Annotated in this window: 13 protein-coding genes; 10 read left to right on the top strand and 3 right to left on the bottom strand. The window is 70.5% G+C overall.

Annotated elements, in window-relative coordinates:
• Positions 1-26: 26 nt before the first annotated feature.
• The 7 genes from mtnA (at position 27) to O1Q96_RS05875 (ending at position 8,801) form a co-directional block, all read left to right on the top strand.
• The gene (gene mtnA, locus O1Q96_RS05845; RefSeq protein ID WP_269247149.1) at positions 27-1,172 is read left to right on the top strand and encodes an S-methyl-5-thioribose-1-phosphate isomerase; all 1,146 of its coding nucleotides are present in this window, start codon (positions 27-29) and stop codon (positions 1,170-1,172) included.
• 8 nt (positions 1,173-1,180) lie between these two features.
• The gene (gene mtrA / locus O1Q96_RS05850; protein ID WP_188114266.1) at positions 1,181-1,870 is read left to right on the top strand and encodes a two-component system response regulator MtrA; all 690 of its coding nucleotides are present in this window, start codon (positions 1,181-1,183) and stop codon (positions 1,868-1,870) included.
• Position 1,871: 1 nt separating this feature from the next.
• Positions 1,872-3,932: an MtrAB system histidine kinase MtrB gene (gene mtrB / locus O1Q96_RS05855; RefSeq protein ID WP_269247150.1), complete on the top strand. Its 2,061-nt coding sequence runs from the start codon at positions 1,872-1,874 to the stop codon at positions 3,930-3,932.
• Entirely contained in the window at positions 3,907-5,766 is a 1,860-nt protein-coding gene (locus O1Q96_RS05860) for an LpqB family beta-propeller domain-containing protein (RefSeq protein WP_483409975.1), read from the top strand. The genes mtrB and O1Q96_RS05860 overlap by 26 nt, the downstream gene beginning before the upstream one ends.
• Positions 5,767-5,963: 197 nt before the next feature.
• The gene (locus O1Q96_RS05865; protein ID WP_269247152.1) at positions 5,964-6,815 is read left to right on the top strand and encodes a ComF family protein; all 852 of its coding nucleotides are present in this window, start codon (positions 5,964-5,966) and stop codon (positions 6,813-6,815) included.
• Positions 6,816-7,130: 315 nt separating this feature from the next.
• Positions 7,131-7,823 (top strand): ribosome hibernation-promoting factor, HPF/YfiA family, encoded by a 693-nt coding sequence (gene hpf, locus O1Q96_RS05870; protein ID WP_419587038.1) that lies wholly within the window; start codon positions 7,131-7,133, stop codon positions 7,821-7,823.
• Positions 7,824-8,054: 231 nt separating this feature from the next.
• Positions 8,055-8,801: a response regulator gene (locus tag O1Q96_RS05875; protein WP_217453395.1), complete on the top strand. Its 747-nt coding sequence runs from the start codon at positions 8,055-8,057 to the stop codon at positions 8,799-8,801.
• A gap of 114 nt (positions 8,802-8,915) precedes the next feature.
• Here the strand turns inward: O1Q96_RS05875 and O1Q96_RS05880 are convergent, their stop codons facing one another.
• Together O1Q96_RS05880 and O1Q96_RS05885 are read right to left on the bottom strand one after the other, a co-directional pair.
• On the bottom strand, positions 8,916-10,118 hold the full coding sequence (locus O1Q96_RS05880) for a winged helix-turn-helix domain-containing protein (RefSeq protein WP_269247154.1): 1,203 nt from the start codon (positions 10,116-10,118) through the stop codon (positions 8,916-8,918).
• A gap of 67 nt (positions 10,119-10,185) precedes the next feature.
• Positions 10,186-10,764, bottom strand: coding sequence for a GNAT family N-acetyltransferase (locus tag O1Q96_RS05885; RefSeq protein ID WP_269247155.1), 579 nt, complete (start codon positions 10,762-10,764; stop codon positions 10,186-10,188).
• Between the two features lie 245 nt (positions 10,765-11,009).
• Here O1Q96_RS05885 and secA point away from each other — a divergent pair, with 245 nt between their 5' ends.
• Positions 11,010-13,850, top strand: a complete 2,841-nt coding sequence (gene secA, locus O1Q96_RS05890; protein WP_269247156.1) for a preprotein translocase subunit SecA — start codon at positions 11,010-11,012, stop codon at positions 13,848-13,850.
• A gap of 249 nt (positions 13,851-14,099) precedes the next feature.
• On the opposite strand, the gene O1Q96_RS05895 is transcribed toward secA, so the two are convergent.
• Positions 14,100-15,011, bottom strand: coding sequence for an Rv3235 family protein (locus O1Q96_RS05895; protein ID WP_331276028.1), 912 nt, complete (start codon positions 15,009-15,011; stop codon positions 14,100-14,102).
• Between the two features lie 370 nt (positions 15,012-15,381).
• On the opposite strand from O1Q96_RS05895, the gene O1Q96_RS05900 reads away from it, so the two are divergent.
• Complete coding sequence (locus tag O1Q96_RS05900; protein WP_269247157.1) at positions 15,382-15,897, top strand: DUF6912 family protein; 516 nt, start codon at positions 15,382-15,384, stop codon at positions 15,895-15,897.
• 95 nt (positions 15,898-15,992) lie between these two features.
• The gene (locus O1Q96_RS05905; RefSeq protein ID WP_269247158.1) at positions 15,993-16,658 is read left to right on the top strand and encodes an HAD family hydrolase; all 666 of its coding nucleotides are present in this window, start codon (positions 15,993-15,995) and stop codon (positions 16,656-16,658) included.
• Positions 16,659-17,097: the final 439 nt, after the last annotated feature.

The following is a 17,097-nucleotide window of genomic DNA, read 5'->3' on the forward strand; positions in this document are numbered from 1 at the left end:
CGGTCCGTACGGGGCAGACTGGACGGATGGCTGATCAGTACGCGCAATCCCGCGAGGACAACCGGCCCTTCGAGATACCCGCGATTCGGTGGGACGAGCCGCCTGAGGGCCCCGTGCTGGTCCTCCTCGACCAGACGCGGCTGCCCGCCGAAGAGGTCGAGCTGGTGTGTACGGACGCGCCCGCGCTGGTGGAGGCGATCCGCACGCTCGCCGTGCGCGGGGCACCGCTGCTCGGCATCGCGGGGGCGTACGGGGTCGCGCTCGCCGCCGCGCGGGGGTTCGACGTGGACGAGGCCGCGGCCTCCCTCGCGAGCGCCCGGCCCACCGCGGTGAACCTCTCGCACGGGGTGCGCCGGGCTCAGGCGGCACACCTCGCCGTCCTGCGGGGCGGCGGCGACCAGAAGCGGGCCGCCGAGGCCGCGCTGGCCGCCGCGCGGGCGCTCCACCGGGAGGACGCCGAGGCCAGCGCACGTATGGCCGAGCAGGGGCTGGCGCTGCTGGACGAGCTGCTGCCCGGGGGCAACCACCGGATTCTCACGCACTGCAACACCGGGGCGCTGGTGTCCGGCGGGGAGGGCACGGCGTTCGCGGTGGTGCTCGCTGCGCACCGCGCGGGGCGGCTGCGCAGGCTCTGGGTGGACGAGACGCGTCCGTTGCTGCAGGGTGCTCGCCTGACGTCGTGGGAGGCGGCGCGCGCCGGAATGGCGTACACCTTGCTCACGGACAACGCTGCCGGGTCACTGTTCTCGGCGGGAGAGGTGGACGCGGTGCTCATCGGAGCGGACCGGATCGCCGCCGACGGTTCGGTGGCGAACAAGGTGGGGAGCTATCCGCTCGCGGTGCTGGCCAGATACCACCATGTGCCGTTCATCGTGGTGGCGCCGGTGACGACGGTGGATCCGGACACTCCGAACGGAGCATCGATCGAGGTCGAGCAGCGTGCCAGTCATGAAGTGACGGAGATCACAGCACCGCAGGTGCCGGTGGCGGGAGTCGAAGCGGGAGGCGGGATACCGGTGGCACCCCTGGGGACCCAGGCGTACAACCCGGCGTTCGACGTGACGCCGCCCGAGTTGGTGACGGCGATCGTCACCGAGGCGGGCGTCGTGTCGCCCGTGACGGCCGAGGCGCTCGCAGAGCTGTGTGACAGGTCACGCCAGGTAACGATTTAGTTAATGGGATGATGTCGTTTATGAAGGGACGAGTCCTTGTCGTCGATGACGACACCGCACTGGCCGAGATGCTCGGCATTGTGTTGCGTGGTGAAGGTTTTGAGCCGTCTTTCGTAGCCGACGGCGACAAGGCGCTGGCCGCTTTCCGTGAGAGCAAGCCCGACCTGGTGCTCCTGGACCTGATGCTTCCCGGCCGGGACGGTATCGAGGTGTGCCGCCTGATCAGGGCGGAGTCCGGGGTACCGATCGTGATGCTCACCGCGAAGAGCGACACCGTCGATGTCGTGGTGGGCCTCGAGTCGGGCGCCGACGACTACATTGTGAAGCCGTTCAAACCGAAGGAACTGGTGGCCCGGATCCGGGCCAGGCTCCGCAGGTCGGAGGAGCCGGCGCCCGAGCAGCTCGCGATCGGCGATCTGGTCATCGACGTGGCCGGTCACTCTGTGAAGCGGGACGGGGCGTCCATCGCGCTGACTCCGCTGGAGTTCGACCTGCTCGTGGCACTGGCCCGTAAGCCGTGGCAGGTGTTCACGCGTGAGGTGCTCCTGGAGCAGGTGTGGGGCTACCGGCACGCGGCGGACACCCGTCTGGTGAACGTCCATGTGCAGCGGCTGCGCTCCAAGGTCGAGAAGGACCCGGAGCGGCCGGAGATCGTGGTGACCGTCCGTGGCGTCGGTTACAAGGCCGGACCGAGCTGACATGTCCCGGGACAGTGCCGCTTCGGCGCCCGGTGAGCCGGGAGTCCGGCCGGGGCGGCCTGTCGGCCGGAAGATGACGGGCTCCCTCTGGGGGCGGTTCGTCCAGGGCGGGCTGCTCCAGGGCGGTGTCCAGGGCAGCCCGGTCCTTCGGCTGTTCATGCGCTGGGTGCGCCGTCCGCTGCTGCCTGTCATGCGGCTGTGGCGGCGCAACATCCAGCTCAAGGTCGTCGTCACGACCCTGCTCATGTCGCTGGGCGTCGTCCTGCTGCTGGGTTTCGTCGTGATCGGACAGGTGCGCAACGGCCTGCTGGACGCCAAGGTGAAGGCCTCGCAGAGCCAGGCCACGGGCGGGTTCACGGTCGCCAAACAGGAGGCCGACAGCGCGGCGGGCGCGGGCGGGGACAACCGCTCCGGAGCGGACGACAACCCCGTCCAGAACGTCAGCGTCTGGATGAGCACCCTCGTCGAGTCGCTCTCCAGCGGCGGCCAGGGGGCGTTCAGTGTCGTGACCCTCAGCACCACCTCCGCGGACAACAGCAGCAGGGGCCTCGGACCGCGTGCCTCGGGCTATGTCGACCCGAGCCTCAGCGTGCCCCAGGACCTGCGGGAACGGGTCGACGGCGGCACGGGCGCGGCCCAGAGCTACACGCGCATCGTCTACACCAACGGCCAGAAGTCGCAGCCGGCGCTGATCATCGGCACCCAGGTCAACGACCCCAAGAACGACCCGTTCCAGCTGTACTACCTCTTCCCGCTCACGCAGGAGGAGAAGTCGCTCAGCCTCGTCAAGGGCACGCTTGCGACGGCGGGGCTGTTCGTCGTGGTCCTGCTCGGGGCGATCGCCTGGCTCGTGGTGCGCCAGGTCGTCACGCCCGTGCGGATGGCGGCGGGGATCGCCGAGCGGCTGTCCGCCGGGCGCCTCCAGGAACGTATGAAGGTCACCGGCGAGGACGACATCGCGCGTCTCGGTGAGGCCTTCAACAAGATGGCGCAGAACCTGCAGCTGAAGATCCAGCAGCTGGAGGACCTGTCACGGATGCAGCGGCGGTTCGTGTCCGACGTGTCGCACGAGCTGCGTACGCCCTTGACGACCGTGCGGATGGCCGCGGACGTCATCCATGACGCGCGCGTGGACTTCGACCCGGTGACCGCCCGGTCGGCGGAGCTGCTCGCCGACCAGCTGGACCGTTTCGAGACGCTGCTCGCCGACCTGCTGGAGATCAGCCGGTTCGACGCGGGCGCGGCGGCGCTGGAGGCCGAGCCGATAGACCTGCGGGAAGTCGTACGGAGGGTCGTCAGCGGGGCCGAGCCGCTCGCCGAGCGCAAGGGCACCCACATACGGGTCGTCGGGGACGTGCAGCCGGTGATCGCCGAGGCGGACGCCCGGCGGGTGGAGCGGGTGCTGCGCAACCTCGTGGTCAACGCCGTGGAGCACGGCGAGGGCAACGACGTGGTGGTCAAGCTCGCGGCGGCGGGGGGCGCGGTCGCGGTCGCGGTGCGTGACTACGGAGTGGGGCTCAAGCCCGGCGAGGCGACCCGGGTGTTCAGCCGCTTCTGGCGGGCCGACCCGGCCCGCGCGCGTACCACCGGCGGTACGGGCCTCGGCCTGTCCATCGCCCTGGAGGACGCGCGGCTGCACGGCGGCTGGCTGCAGGCGTGGGGCGAACCGGGCGGCGGCTCGCAGTTCCGGCTGACGCTGCCGCGGACGGCCGACGAGCCGCTGCGGGGCTCGCCGATACCACTGGAGCCCAAGGACTCACGGCGCAACCGCGGGCTGAACGACGCGGGCCTGCCCCTCGACGGCTCGCAGAAGCTGGCGACGGTACCGGCGCAGCCCGTCAGCGAGCGGGCGGTGCCGCCGATGCCGGCCCGTGCCCCCGGAGTGGCGGGCGCGGTGGATCCGGCGGCGCTGCCCGGCAACGGCGCGCGGGTGGTGCCGAGGCCGTCCACTGACGCACGGGGCCCGGCCGCGGCGCCCGAAGAGGCCCCGTCCGAGGACGGCCGGGGAACCGGCGAGCGGCCGGACCAGTTGAAGCATGGGGAGGGTTCTCGTGGGCGCTGACCGCGATGGGAGCGGCCGTGGGCGTCCGGCGCGCGTGGCGGTGTACGCCGCCTGCGGCACGGTACTGCTGGCAGGGTGCGCGTCGATGCCGGACGGAGGGGACCTGCGTGATGTCGAGGCCTCCCAGCGGCCGGACGCGCAGGTCCGGGTCTTCGCCATACCGCCGCGGGAGAACGCGCAGCCCGACGAGATCGTCCAGGGCTTCCTCGAAGCGCTGACCAGCGACGACCCACACTTCGAGACGGCCCGCAAGTATCTGACCGAGAAGGCGTCGCAGGAGTGGCACCCGAACGAGTCGACGACGGTGCTCGCGGACGGGCCGAACCCCGTGGCGGACCGCACCAACAGCAGGGAGGCGACCGGCGACTACACCTACTCGCTGATCGGTCGCAAGGTCGCCACGGTGGACTCGCAGTTCGCCTACGAGCCCGCCGAGGGGGCGTACGACAAGCTCGTGCACCTCACGGAACAGAAGGAGGCGGACGGCACCAAGCAGTGGCGCATCGCCTCGCTGCCGTCGGGCGTGGTGATGGGGATGTCCGACTTCCGGCGCAACTACGAGTCCGTCAGTAAGTACTACTTCGCTTCGAACACGGCCGGCGGGACCGGCGGGCAGCTCGCGGCGGTCGCCGACCCCGTCTACGTACGGGAGCAGGTGGACCCGGTGACACAGATGGTCCGCTCGGTCCTGAAGGGGCCGACGAGCTGGCTCAAGCCGGTGGTCAGGTCGAGCTTCCCCACCGGTACGGCGCTGAAGAAGGGCGTCAAGTCGCTGACGCCCGACGACCAGAACCGGCTGACGGTACCGCTGAACGCCAAGGCCGACCGGGTGGGGCAGGCCAAGTGCACGGAGATGGCCGCCCAGATCCTGTTCACGCTCCAGGACCTGACGCCCACGGGCGTCGACGAGGTGGAGCTCCAGCGTTCGGACGGCACACAGTCGTGCGTGACCGACGCGGCCCGGGCCGAGACCTACGTCACGCGCGGTCCGGCGAAGAGCGCCCCGTACGAGTACTTCATCGACGGCGAGAAGCGGCTGGTGCGGATACCGGGAGCCAGCAGCGAGCAGGAACCCGAGCCGGTACCGGGCGCGCTCGGTGACGGCGACAAGGCGTTGCGCGCCGCCGCGGTCTCGCGGGACGAGGACACCGCGGCCGGGGTGTCGCTCGACGGGCGCTCGATGTACGTCGGGTCGCTGGCGTCGGGCGGTTCGCTGGGGGACCCCGTGCTGCGCAGCAAGGCCACGTCGGAGGACGACGGGCTGACGACGCCCAGTTGGGACACGAGTGGTGACCTGTGGGTGGCCGACCGTGACCCGAAGAACTCCCGGCTGCTCCTGCTGTCGAAGGGGGCGGGCGACCCTCTGGTCGTCTCGACGCCCGGCCTCGACGGGCGGATCGAGGCGGTGCGGGTGGCCGCGGACGGGGTGCGGATCGCGCTGATCGTGCGGAACGACAAGCGGACGACCCTGCTCATGGCGCGGATCGAGCGGACGCGGGAGAACGGGAAGAGCGCCGTCGGCATCCACGAACTGCGGACCGTGGCACCGCAGTTGGAGGAGACCACGGCCATGTCCTGGGCCGGTGACAGCCGCCTGGTCGTGGTCGGGCGCGAGGCCCGCGGCGTGCAGCAGATCCAGTACGTCCAGGTCGACGGGTCCACTCCGGTCGGCCCGGCACCCTCCGCGCTCACCGGCGTGAAGGAGATCGCAGCCTCCGAGAACGAACGGCTGCCGCTGGTGGCGCACTCGGAGGACGGGATCGTGCGGCTCTCGACCGGTTCCCAGTGGCAGACGGTCGTCAAGACGGGGACGGCGCCGGTCTATCCGGGGTGAACCCCGCTCCGTCCGGGAGAACTCCGCGCTCCGCCCGGCCCGGTGGTGCTCTGCCGGCCGCGATTGCGGCCGGCTCGGCACCTCGGGACGTTCGTCGCTCGTGTGGGGGACAACGCACCGACGTCTGTGGGGAGTTGTCCACAGGTAGTTGTCCACAGGGCTGGCCGGGGTGTCCGGGCGTTGGCACAGTGGTGGGCATGCGGGGGTGGTGGCAGGACCTCACGGACCTGGTGCTGCCGGCCGAGTGCGGAGGCTGTGGAAGGCCTCGCGCGGTGCTCTGCCCGGAGTGCCGTGCCGCCCTGACGGGGGACGTACCGAGCCGGGTGCGACCGGAGCCGGAGCCGCCGGGGCTGCCGGTGGTGTACGCGGCGGCTCCGTACGAGGACGAGGTGCGCGCGGCGCTCCTCGCTCACAAGGAACGGGGGGCGTTGACGCTCGCGGTGCCGCTGGGAGCGGCGCTGGCGGGGGCTGTGCGAGCAGGACTCGGATCCGTTGGACGGGCGGGGACGGGCGGCTCCCGGGCGGCGTTGCTGCTCGTGCCGGTGCCGTCGGCGAGGTGGGCGGTGCGTGCGCGGGGACACGATCCTGCGCGGCGGATCGCGCTCGCAGCGGCGGCTGAGCTGCGGCGCGGCGGGACGCCGACGCGGGTGCTCGCCGTACTGCGGCAGCGGCGTGCCGTGGCCGACCAGTCGGGGCTCAACTCGCGGCAGCGGCTGGACAATCTCGCCGGAGCCCTGGAGGTCGCCCCGGGCGGCGCGCGGCTGCTGGCGGACGGAGGGCGGATCGTGCTCGTCGACGACCTGATGACGACAGGGGCGTCCTTGGCGGAGGCGGCACGGGCGCTGAGAGCCGCTCTGCCCGAAGGCGAGGGTTTCTACGGCCGGGTAACACCCGGAACGACGGGAGAAGAAGCGGCACGGACGGCGATGACAGGTGTAGGCCGAGCAGAAGCGGTCAGGGAAAAGAGTGACGTGAACAGTGCGGAAGGTGGGATCGGCGCGGCGGTGGTCGCCGCATCTCCAGCTTCTTTCGAAATAAACCGGAACTGACAGGGAACTTGCGTCGTTGCAGGTAGTGAGAGGTTCCATTCACCTGAATGGAGGTACGCGGCGGTAGAGGGTGACGACATCCGTCCAGGCGAGATATGTTCGGTTGTGAGGGAATGGCGGACGCTGTCCCTTGCTAATCGGAATGCCGCGCCGTGGGTTTTCCGCAATCACCCGTGGCAGTGGGGTGGAGATCTTGCCCACGGGGGAGGAGGAGGTGGAAGTCACCGAGTCCGAGGCTCCGGGACGCGCTGGAGCCTGGTGCAAAAGGGAGATGCTCCGCCGTCGATGCGGAGCAATCCGGGAACGGAGTTCTGCGTGGACATCGTCGTCAAGGGCCGCAAGACCGAGGTGCCCGAGCGGTTCCGCAAGCACGTGGCCGAGAAGCTGAAGCTGGAGAAGATCCAGAAGCTCGATGGCAAGGTGATCAGCCTGGACGTCGAGGTGTCCAAGGAGCTGAACCCCCGGCAGGCCGACCGCTCCGACCGAGTGGAGATCACACTTCACTCCCGCGGCCCGGTGATCCGGGCGGAGGCAGCGGCAAGCGACCCGTACGCGGCGCTGGACCTGGCGGCGGACAAGCTGGAAGCGCGGCTGCGCAAGCAGCACGACAAGCGGTACACACGCCGTGGCGCCCGCCGGATCTCGGCTGCGGAGGTGGCCGACCATGTCCCGGACGCGGCGACACTCGACGGCAACGGCAGCGTCGTCCACGACGAAGAACCCGAGGCGGTGCCGACCAAGAGGATCGGCCCGCTCGAGGTGAAGGGTGACGGCCCCCTCGTCGTCCGCGAGAAGACCCACGTCGCGTCCCCGATGACGCTCGACCAGGCGCTCTACGAGATGGAACTGGTCGGGCACGACTTCTACTTGTTCATCGACTCCGAGACCAAGGAACCGAGTGTCGTCTACCGGCGGCACGCGTACGACTACGGCGTCATCCACCTCAGCACGGACCCGATGGTCGCTCAGGCGGAGCATTCCCCGGCGGGCGGGGTGCTGGGCGGCTGACCGCGCCCGGCGAGCTCCCCCGGCCCTTCGGCCGGGAGGACCCCCACCGGTGCCCCTGGAGCGCCTGTGCGCCCCCAGGGGCACCGGTGTGCGACCCCTTCGCGCCCCGCTCTGTCGTCCCGTTGTCGTCCGGGCATGAAATCATGGCCGTACCGGCCTCAACCGGTGCGCTGTCGCCCCGGGTTGGCGACGGCACAGGAACGCAGGCCACGGCCTTCAGGGGGAGGAACCATGGCGGACAGCTTCGGACCGATGCGTGACGAAGATGCCGGCGACGGCGTCGTCGGCATGGGCCCGGACTCGGGCTCGCCACGCAAGGAGCCCATCCGGGTCCTTGTCGTGGATGACCACGCCCTCTTCCGCCGCGGCCTGGAGATCGTGCTCGCCGCAGAGGAGGACATCCAGGTCGTAGGGGAGGCGGGCGACGGCGCGGAGGCCGTCGACAAGGCCGCCGACCTGCTGCCGGACATCGTCCTCATGGACGTACGCATGCCGAAGCGCGGCGGGATCGAGGCGTGCACCTCCATCAAGGAGGTCGCACCCAGCGCGAAGATCATCATGCTGACGATCAGCGACGAGGAAGCCGACCTCTACGACGCGATCAAGGCGGGGGCCACCGGCTATCTCCTCAAGGAGATCTCCACGGACGAGGTGGCCACGGCCATTCGCGCCGTGGCCGACGGGCAGTCGCAGATCAGCCCGTCCATGGCGTCGAAGCTGCTCACCGAGTTCAAGTCGATGATCCAGCGCACGGACGAGCGGCGCCTGGTGCCGGCACCCCGGCTGACGGAGCGCGAGCTGGAGGTTCTCAAGCTCGTCGCGACCGGGATGAACAACCGGGACATCGCCAAGGAGTTGTTCATCTCCGAGAACACCGTGAAGAACCACGTACGGAACATCCTGGAGAAACTGCAGCTGCACTCCAGGATGGAGGCCGTGGTGTACGCGATGCGGGAGAAGATCCTCGAGATCCGGTGAGGGGCGCTCCGCGAAACCGGCCGGTGCGAGGCTGCGGGCCGGATGCGGCCGACGGCGCCCGAGCGGCGGAGCCGCGCGAGGTCACGGCCCCGCGCCCCCGAAGCGCTACGCGGATCAGCCGAGCGTCCGCTTGAGCTCCGCAGTCAGGGCGTCGCGCAGTTCCGGAGTGTTCGCACGCTCCACCCGCACGTTCGTGCAGTCCACCCAGCTTGCCGCCTCGGTCAGGGCCTGGGCCACGGCCGGTACCGACCTGGGGCTGTCGACGGTGACCTGCTTGGCCACCAGGGTGGCGCCCTCGCGAGCCGGGTCCACCCGGCCGACCAGACGGCCGCCCGCCAGCACCGGCATGGCGAAGTAGCCATACACCCGCTTGGGTTTGGGGACGTAGGCCTCCAGGCGGTGGGTGAAGCCGAAGATGCGCTCCGTGCGCGCCCGCTCCCAGATCAGCGAGTCGAACGGCGACAGGAGCGTGGTGCGGTGGCGGCCGCGCGGGGCCGTCTCCAGTGCCTCGGGATCCGCCCAGGCCGGCTTGGCCCAGCCCTCCACCGTGACCGGGACCAGGCCCGACTCCGCGATCACCGCGTCGACCTGCTCGCCCTTGAGGCGGTGGTAGTCGGCGATGTCCGCGCGCGTACCGACACCGAGGGAGCGGCCCGCGAGCCGGACGAGGCGGCGCAGGCACTCCGTGTCGTCCAGCTCGTCGTGGAGCAGCGCGTCCGGGATCGCCCGCTCGGCGAGGTCGTACACCCGCTTCCAGCCGCGGCGCTCCGTGCACACCACCTCGCCGTACATCAGCGCGCGCTCGACGGCGACCTTGGTGCCTGACCAGTCCCACCAGTCGCTGGTCCTCTTCGCGCCGCCCAAGTCGGTTGCGGTGAGCGGTCCTTCGGTCCGCAGCTGCTTGATGACCTGGTCGTACGTGCCGTCCGGCAGCGCGTGGTGCCAATGCGGGCGGGCGCGGTAGGCACGGCGCCGGAAGGCGAAGTGAGGCCACTCCTCGACGGGGAGGATGCAGGCCGCGTGCGACCAGTACTCGAAGGCGTGGGGCCGCGCCGGGGCCGTGCCGTCGGGCGCCGGGGTCCAGTACGCCTCGTCGACCGTCCTGCGGCCCACGGCGCCGAGCCGCGCGTACGGGACGAGTTCGTGCGAGCGGGCCAGGACGGAGATGGTGTCGAGCTGGACCGCGCCCAGATGCCGCAGAACGCCACGGACGCCGCCCCTGCGGTCGGGGGCACCCAGGAAACCCTGGGCGCGCAGGGCGATCCGACGGGCCTCGTCGGCGGTGAGTTCGGTGGTCGGGCGCGGCAGACTCGTCATGGTCCGCACGATAGGCGGTGCCACTGACAGCCGGCCCGGACCTGGGCCGTCACGTCAGGACGGATGATCAGGTCTCCCGCGGAACGGGAAGGTACGGCGCCGACGAGGGCAGCCCCAGATCCGACGGGAGCAGGGAACCGACCCAGCAGTCACGGCGTACGCCCTTGTTGTTGACGCCGGAGCGCAGGATCCCCTCGACGGTGAAGCCCGCGCGCTCGGCGACCGCGCGGGAACCCCGGTTGCCCACCTCGGCACGCCACTCGACGCGGTCGACGGCCCGCTGTGTGAACGCCCAGCGGGAGGCCGTGAGCGCGGCCTCGGTGATGTAGCCGTGGCCCCGGTGCTCCTTCGTCGCCCAGAAGCCGATCTCGCCGACTCCCAGGGAGCGCATCGTGATGGCGAGCATGCCGGCGAGTTCACCGCCGACGGGCCGGAAGACACCGAAGGTGAACATCGAGCAGTCCGCCCAACCGTCGGGCGCCATCTGCTCGGTGAAGGCCGTGGCGTGCTCGCGCAGATAGGGCGACGGGATCGTGGTCCAGCGCTGGATGTCCGGATCCTGGACGGCGTCGAACACTGCGTCGGTGTCGTGCGGTCCCACCGTGCGCAGCAGGAGCCGTTCGGAGGTCAGTGTGACGGGGTCCATCGGCCGATTCTGCTCGGGCATCGACAAGGAAGCCATCACTTTCGCTCTGAGTGAGGCCGTCATTACCTTTCGTAGCGACAGCGCGGCACCTTCCGCAGCCCCCGCCCGTTGTCCTGATGGCTGTCACATGCAGACCTCCCTGTGCAGTGGGGTCCTCGCTTACGATGGCCGTTGCTCAAGCTGTGATTTGAATCCGTCATTGAAACCGACCGTCCCAGGCCCGACCGGCAAGGAGACAAACCCCCGTGTCCGTCCTCTCGAAGATCATGCGTGCAGGCGAAGGAAAGATCCTGCGCAAGCTGCACCGCATCGCGGACCAGGTCAACTCCATCGAAGAGGACTTCGTTGACCTCTCCGACGCCGAGCTGCGAGCCCTGACCGATGAGTACAAGCAGCGCTACACCGATGGCGAAAGCCTCGACGACCTCCTGCCCGAGGCGTTCGCGACCGTCCGCGAAGCCGCCAAGCGCGTCCTCGGCCAGCGTCACTACGACGTGCAGATGATGGGCGGCGCCGCCCTCCACCTCGGCTACGTCGCGGAGATGAAGACCGGTGAGGGCAAGACCCTGGTCGGCACGCTGCCCGCGTATCTGAACGCCCTCTCCGGACAGGGCGTCCACCTCATCACGGTCAACGACTACCTGGCCGATCGCGACTCCGAGATGATGGGCCGCGTCCACAAGTTCCTGGGCCTGAGTGTCGGCTGCATCCTCGCCAACATGACGCCGGCCCAGCGCCGCGAGCAGTACGCCTGCGACATCACGTACGGCACGAACAACGAATTCGGCTTCGACTACCTGCGCGACAACATGGCGTGGTCCCAGGACGAGTTGGTGCAGCGCGGCCACAACTTCGCGATCGTCGACGAGGTCGACTCGATCCTCGTCGACGAGGCCCGTACGCCGCTGATCATCTCCGGCCCCGCCGACCAGGCCACCAAGTGGTACGGCGACTTCGCGAAGCTCGTCACGCGCCTGAAGAAGGGCGAGGCGGGCAACACCCTCAAGGGCATCGAGGAGACCGGCGACTACGAGGTCGACGAGAAGAAGCGCACCGTCGCCATCCACGAGTCCGGTGTCGCCAAGGTCGAGGACTGGCTGGGCATCGACAACCTCTACGAGTCGGTGAACACGCCTCTGGTGGGCTACTTGAACAACGCCATCAAGGCCAAGGAGCTCTTCAAGAAGGACAAGGACTACGTCGTCATCGACGGCGAAGTCATGATCGTCGACGAGCACACCGGCCGTATCCTCGCCGGCCGCCGTTACAACGAGGGCATGCACCAGGCGATCGAGGCGAAGGAAGGGGTGGACATCAAGGACGAGAACCAGACGCTCGCCACGATCACCCTCCAGAACTTCTTCCGCCTCTACAAGCGCCACGACCAGAGCGGCAAGGAAGTCCCCGGCCTCTCCGGCATGACCGGTACGGCGATGACCGAGGCGGCCGAGTTCCACCAGATCTACAAGCTCGGCGTCGTCCCGATCCCGACCAACCGGCCGATGGTCCGCAAGGACCAGTCCGACCTGATCTACCGCACCGAGGTCGCGAAGTTCGAGGCGGTCGTCGACGACATCGCCGAGAAGCACGAGAAGGGCCAGCCGATCCTGGTCGGCACCACCTCGGTCGAGAAGTCCGAGTACCTCTCGCAGCAGCTCAGCAAGCGCGGCATCCAGCACGAGGTGCTGAACGCCAAGCAGCACGACCGTGAGGCACCGATCATCGCCCAGGCCGGCCGCAGGGGCGCCGTCACCGTCGCCACGAACATGGCCGGCCGAGGTACGGACATCAAGCTCGGCGGCAACCCCGACGACCTCGCCGAGGCCGAGCTGCGCCAGCGCGGCCTCGACCCCGAGGAGCACATCGAGGAGTGGGCCGCGGCGCTGCCCGCCGCCCTGGAGAGGGCCGCGAAGGCGGTGCAGGCGGAGTTCGAGGAGGTCAAGGACCTCGGCGGGCTCTACGTGCTGGGCACCGAGCGGCACGAGTCGCGCCGCATCGACAACCAGCTGCGCGGCCGCTCCGGCCGTCAGGGCGACCCGGGCGAGTCCCGCTTCTACCTCTCCCTGGGCGACGACCTGATGCGGCTGTTCAAGGCCCAGATGGTCGAGCGCGTCATGTCGATGGCGAACGTCCCGGACGACGTGCCGATCGAGAACAAGATGGTCACCCGTGCCATCGCCTCCGCCCAGTCGCAGGTCGAGACGCAGAACTTCGAGACCCGCAAGAACGTCCTCAAGTACGACGAGGTCCTCAACCGGCAGCGCGAGGTCATCTACGGCGAGCGCCGCCGCGTCCTCGAGGGCGAGGACCTGCAGGAGCAGATCCAGCACTTCATGGACGACACGATCGACGCGTACATCGACGCGGAGACCGCCGAGGGCTTCGCCGAGGAGTGGGACGTCGACCGGCTGTGGGGCGCCTTCAAGCAGCTCTACCCGGTGAAGGTCACCATCGAGGAGCTGGAGGAGGCCGCGGGCGACCGCGCGGGCCTCACCGCCGAGTTCATCTCCGAGTCCGTCAAGGACGACATCCACGAGCAGTACGCGGCCCGTGAGGAGCAGCTCGGCTCCGAGATCATGCGTGAGCTGGAGCGCCGGGTCGTCCTGTCGGTCCTGGACCGCAAGTGGCGCGAGCACCTCTACGAGATGGACTACCTCCAGGAGGGCATCGGCCTGCGCGCGATGGCCCAGAAGGACCCGCTGGTCGAGTACCAGCGTGAGGGCTTCGACATGTTCACCGCCATGATGGACGGCATCAAGGAGGAGTCCGTCGGCTACCTGTTCAACCTGGAGGTCCAGGTCGAGCAGCAGGTCGAGGAGGTCCCGGTCGAGGACTCGAAGCCGTCGCTCACCAAGGAGGACTCCGTACCCGCCGGTGGCGGGCGTCCGGAGATCCGGGCCAAGGGGCTCGACGCTCCGCAGCGGCCGGACCGGCTGCACTTCTCCGCGCCGACGGTGGACGGTGAGGGCGGCATCGTCGAGGGCGACTTCACCAACGACGACGAGCCCGTGCGGTCCGAGTCCGACGGCCTCACGCGCGCGGAGCGCCGTAAGCAGCAGAAGGGCGGCCGTCGCCGCAAGAAGTGACGGTTCGCTCCTCGGGGCGAACGCTTGAAGGGCCGGGCACTTCTGTGCCCGGCCCTTCGCGTTGGCCCCGCCCGCGCCCTGTCGCCGCCCGCCCGCGGGGCTCCCGGCCCCTGCTGCGGAATGCGCGGGCTGCAGTCCGAGGGAATGCGCGGCAGGAAGAGGCGATGTTGTCGGCTGCGGGCCGGTGAGGGCTGGGCGCGCGGTTCCCCGCGCTCCTGACAGGGCGCCCGCCGGGGCGGGGTGTGAAGGTCAGTCCTCGTCCGGGCGGGGCATGCGGGCGCCGCCCAGCTCCACCGCCGTACAGCGCCAGCGGAGGTCCGCACCCTGCTCCAGACGGAACGCCATGGCGCGGACCTGGTCGCCGGCGCCGATCCGGGCGAAGGCCTCGACGGCGCCCGCGCGGGGCACGTAGTAGCCGATGTCCCGGACGACCGGACGCGTGCCGCGGGTGCGGAGGGGACCGCGTTCGGCGAGCCAGGCCAGTTCGTCGTAGGCACGGCCCACCGTGTGCCGCAGCATGCAGTGGACCGGGCGCCGGCCGCTCAGCACGGCGACGAGGCGGTCGGCGAAGAGGTCGGTGGGACGGGGCTGCGGGGGCGGCGTCCTGGGCGGACAGTCGGTGAGGGCGGGGGAAGCCGCCGCCGGCGACGGGCTTGCGGCCGGGACGGCCGACGGCGGGCCGCCGACCGGCGAGGTCCGGGGCACCCTGCCCGACGCGGTCCGCGAGACGACGCCGCCCGGGGCGGGCCGTCCGGCGCCGCTGCCAGGGGAGGTCCGCGGGGATCCGTCACGCGGTGCGGTCCGTGGGGAACCGCCGCCCCGTACGGTCCGCGTGCCGCCTCCGACCGGCGCGGGCCGCGACGAGTCGTCGCCCTGTGCTGTCCGGGACGTGCCCAGGGCTGGTGGTGACGTGGTCTGCGAGCGGGCGCCGGACCGTGCCGTACGGGGCGCGTACGCGGGCCCCGTGGCGCCGGAAGCGGGGCCGCTCCCGGCAGTGCCCGTCAGATCGGTGCCGTCCGGGCCCGCGGCGGAGCCGGTGCGGCTCCGTGTCGTGCCGGGTGCGCCTGTGCCCGGCGTCGTGCGCGGTGTGGTTCCGCCGGGGCGGCGGGTGTCGTGGCGGACGGGCGGCCGGGAGCCCGGGGTGCGCCTGGTCCTGGTCATCACCTTGTTCACGACGGAGCCCCATTCGGTCGGACCGGCTGATACCGGTCGGTAACTTTCCGTTGGGGATCTTGTACGAGGCCGGGGCGGGCAGCCGCAAGAAAGCCGAGCCCGCGTCGGGGGACCTGAAATGTTCACCTATCAGGGTGACGGGGAAGGTCGGGAGGCATGGCGGGACCGGGGACCACCGGGTGACGGGCGGGGTCCGTGGTGGACGCCGCGGGAGGGTGGGCGCGGACTCGAAAGAGGACGCCCGCACGTATCCTGAAGACCTTCCCGGGCGGCGCGAAACCTGCCCCGCCGGAATCCTTCGTCCCCGGGATCCGCTCAGCAGAACGACCGCGGATTCCCCTAACGAAAGCGGCCAGCCATGCGCGTCTACGTCCCTCTGACCCTCTCCGGTCTCGCCGAGGCGTACAAGACGGGTGAGCTCGGCTCGGGACCCTTCGACGCGTACGCCGTCACGCCCGCGTTGCGCGAGTGGTATCTCTCCGACGATATCGAGGAACTGGAGTACGCGGCGCTGAGCCGGGCCGCGCTCGCCTCCCTGCGGCTGGTCGCTCTCGATCCCGGGGCCCCGCGCCGGCGGGTCGTCGTCGCCGTCGACGTGCCGGACGGGGCCGCGGTCGCCGATCCCGACCGGGGGCTCGACCCCGCGTCGCTCGGTGAGGTGCGGGTCGGCGGAGCCGTGGCGCTCGCCAGGGCCGCGGCCGTGCACGTCGACGCGGACGACGCGGAGACGGACGTGACGGCGGCCGCCGACGCGCTGGGCGCCGCGGACCGCGGTGACGACGACGGGCAGTTCGTCGTGGACGGGGCCGAGGACCACGAGCTGCTGTGGTTCGCCACGCAGGAGATCCCGAACCTGCTGGGGCTCGGCGGCTGACGCGTTCAGGGGGCGCGTTTCGCGAGGCAGGCGCACGGACGGCGGGCTCGGGGCTTCCCGGAGGTGTTGTCGGTGGGGCCGGGTACTTTTTGGATATGGGGATGCACGGAGCGACACACATCGTCTGGGACTGGAACGGGACGCTGTTCCACGACAACACGGCAATCATCGGCGCGACAAACGCGGCGTTCGCCGAGATGGGCATGCCGCCGATCACGCTGGAGAGGTACCGGGAGCTGTACTGCGTACCCGTACCGAAGTTCTACGAGCGGCTGACCGGGCGGCTGCCGTCGGACGAGGAGTGGGAGGCCATGGACGTGATCTTCCACCGGTACTACGCGGAGCACCGGGTGGCGTGCGGGCTCACCGACGGGGTGCCGGGACTGCTCGCCGAGTGGGCATCGGCCGGCCGGAGCCAGTCGATCCTGAGCATGTACGGGCACGACGAACTCGTCCCGCTGGTGCGCGGGTTCGGTATCGAGCCGCATTTCCTGCGGGTCGACGGGCGGACCGGGCCGTCCGGCGGCAGCAAGGCCGAGCACATGGTGCGCCATGTGAGAGCGCTGACGGGAGTGGAGCCGGCCCGCACGGTGGTGATCGGGGACGCGGCGGACGACGCGATCGCGGCGCGGCACGTGGGAGCGAAGGCCGTGCTCTACACCGGCGGGTCGCACAGCCGGGCCAGTCTCGAAGGGGTCGGCGTGCCCGTGGTGGACACCCTGGAGGAAGCCGTGACGGTGGCCGAGTGGCTGGCGGCGTGAGCGAGGCCCTGGCCGGGCCCAGCACGGACCGAGCGTGAGCCCGTGCCCCCGCCGTCCCTGCATCGCCCCGACGGCGCGCAGCCCCGGGCGCACGGAAGCGCACGCTTCCAGGGGGAACAGGACGCGGAGGACTCGGGTGAGGGTCGGCGGTGGCTGGTCGCGCAGTTCCCCGCGCCCCTGGGTGGACGGCGCCTGAGTCGATTTTCCGAGCCGGCGGTTCGCGGCCCCTTGCCGATGCACGTGGCCGGCCGTCGCGGGCAGCCGCGGATTCGTGTGCGGAGCCGTACCCTGCACAGCCTCCGCCGGAGCGAACTGTGCAGAGTGTCAAAAAGGTGACCCCTCTTTTGTACACATACGGCTCATGACGGGGCCCCCTTCGGGGGCGATAGCCTTGTCCCGTGATCAGCGCGATACGTCGCGGGGGCATCGTCGCCCCTGC

The organism is Streptomyces aurantiacus (assembly GCF_027107535.1).
GTDB lineage: Bacteria > Actinomycetota > Actinomycetes > Streptomycetales > Streptomycetaceae > Streptomyces.

Coding starts and splice junctions, on each gene's coding strand:
- O1Q96_RS05885 (WP_269247155.1), bottom strand. CDS start 10,764: ATGGACCCCGTCACACTGACCTCCGAACGGCTCCTGCTGCGCACGGTG.
- O1Q96_RS05905 (WP_269247158.1), top strand. CDS start 15,993: ATGGGGATGCACGGAGCGACACACATCGTCTGGGACTGGAACGGGACG.
- O1Q96_RS05900 (WP_269247157.1), top strand. CDS start 15,382: ATGCGCGTCTACGTCCCTCTGACCCTCTCCGGTCTCGCCGAGGCGTAC.
- O1Q96_RS05895 (WP_331276028.1), bottom strand. CDS start 15,011: ATGACCAGGACCAGGCGCACCCCGGGCTCCCGGCCGCCCGTCCGCCAC.
- mtrA (WP_188114266.1), top strand. CDS start 1,181: ATGATGTCGTTTATGAAGGGACGAGTCCTTGTCGTCGATGACGACACC.
- mtnA (WP_269247149.1), top strand. CDS start 27: ATGGCTGATCAGTACGCGCAATCCCGCGAGGACAACCGGCCCTTCGAG.
- O1Q96_RS05880 (WP_269247154.1), bottom strand. CDS start 10,118: ATGACGAGTCTGCCGCGCCCGACCACCGAACTCACCGCCGACGAGGCC.
- O1Q96_RS05865 (WP_269247152.1), top strand. CDS start 5,964: ATGCGGGGGTGGTGGCAGGACCTCACGGACCTGGTGCTGCCGGCCGAG.
- O1Q96_RS05875 (WP_217453395.1), top strand. CDS start 8,055: ATGGCGGACAGCTTCGGACCGATGCGTGACGAAGATGCCGGCGACGGC.
- mtrB (WP_269247150.1), top strand. CDS start 1,872: ATGTCCCGGGACAGTGCCGCTTCGGCGCCCGGTGAGCCGGGAGTCCGG.
- O1Q96_RS05860 (WP_483409975.1), top strand. CDS start 3,907: ATGGGGAGGGTTCTCGTGGGCGCTGACCGCGATGGGAGCGGCCGTGGG.